Origin of the sequence: Corallococcus sp. AB032C (assembly GCF_003668935.1) — a bacterium.
Lineage (GTDB): Bacteria > Myxococcota > Myxococcia > Myxococcales > Myxococcaceae > Corallococcus > Corallococcus exiguus.
Window position 1 is genome coordinate 1 of record NZ_RAWP01000247.1, and the last position, 1364, is coordinate 1364.

Genomic DNA, 1364 nt, shown 5'->3' on the forward strand with positions numbered 1-1364 from the left:
GGGCCACGGTGTACTGCACCGGGCGCAGCGTGCGGGGGAACCTGGCGAGCGGGGCGTCCCGGCCGGAGACGATTGAGGAGACGGCGGAGCAGGTGACGGCGCTGGGCGGGAAGGGCATCGCGGTGCGGGTGGACCACACCGTGGAGGAGGAGGTGGAGGCGCTGTGTCAGCGCATCCGCTCTGAGGCCGGGAAGCTGGACGTGCTGATCAACGACATCTGGGGCGGGGAGACGCTGCACGAACTGGGGCTGCCGTTCTGGAAGCAGGCTCCGGCGAAGGCTCGGTTGATGTTCGACCGCGCCGTGTACACGCACCTCGCGACCAGCCGCTACGCGGTGCCGCTGATGCTGGAGCGCGACCGGGGGCTCATCGTGGAGGTGACGGATGGGGACTCGTTCGGCTACCGGGGCGGCGTCGCGTACGACGTGACGAAGATGGCGGTCATCCGCCTGGCGTTCGCGATGTCGAGGGACCTGCGCCGCACGAACATCACGGCGATGGCGGTGACGCCGGGGTTCCTGCGCTCGGAGGAGATGCTGGATGGCTTCGGGGTGAAGGAGGCGAACTGGCGCGACGCGGTGAAGAACGTCCCGGACTTCATCGCGTCGGAGACGCCGTCGTATGTGGGCCGCGGGGTGGCGGCGCTCGCGGCGGATCCGGAGGTCCACCGCAGGGCGGGGCGCGTGGTCGCGTCTTGGACGCTGGCGCGCGAGTACGGCTTCACGGACCTGGATGGCTCGCGGCCGCACTGGGCGGAGTACTTCGAGCGGACGTATGGGAAGCCGTACACCGTCGCGGATGAGGCGGCCTATGCGTCGTGGCTTGGCGGTTCCATCGAAATCGTGTGTCCGGACTGGCCGAAATACTGACCGTGCACGGCTCATCCCCGGCGGCCGGGCGAAGCGCTATGGTCTGACGCGAGAGGTCGCGCACATGGCCAAGGGGAACCGCAGGAACGACGAGCCGGATCGGATCGACGAGACCCGGGTCGCACCGTTGGACGACGGCCTGGACGAGACGGATGAGGTCCGCACCGAGCAGACCCAGGTGCCGGCCTCGGTGCAGCGCGACGCCGCGGAGGCTGCTCGTTCCTCCGCGGCGACTCCCGGCCGGAAGTCCTGGGGCAACCAGTCGCGGACCGCGCCTCCCACGGGCGCGCCCCCGCGCGCACCTGAGTTCACGGGCCTGGAGGCGCGGATGACGCCGCCTCCCGTTCCCGACGATGACCTGGTCCTGGAGACCCGCGTGGATGGGTTCACGCCCCCTCCGCCGCCCTCTGGCCAGGGCGCATGGGAGGAGGACGACTCTGAGTTTGCTGCTCCGGAGACCGTCGCGCGTCCGTCGCGTGAGGGGGAGGGTGGCCG

At 70.6% G+C, this 1364-nt stretch carries 2 protein-coding genes; both read left to right on the plus strand.

Annotated features, from left to right (window positions below; translation table 11 throughout):
* On the plus strand, nt 1-869 hold an 869-nt coding region (locus D7X99_RS41875), incomplete at its 5' end, for an SDR family oxidoreductase (protein ID WP_121782580.1).
* A gap of 64 nt (nt 870-933) precedes the next feature.
* Nucleotides 934-1364: hypothetical protein (locus D7X99_RS41880; protein WP_199756433.1), on the plus strand; the 431-nt coding region annotated here is incomplete at its 3' end.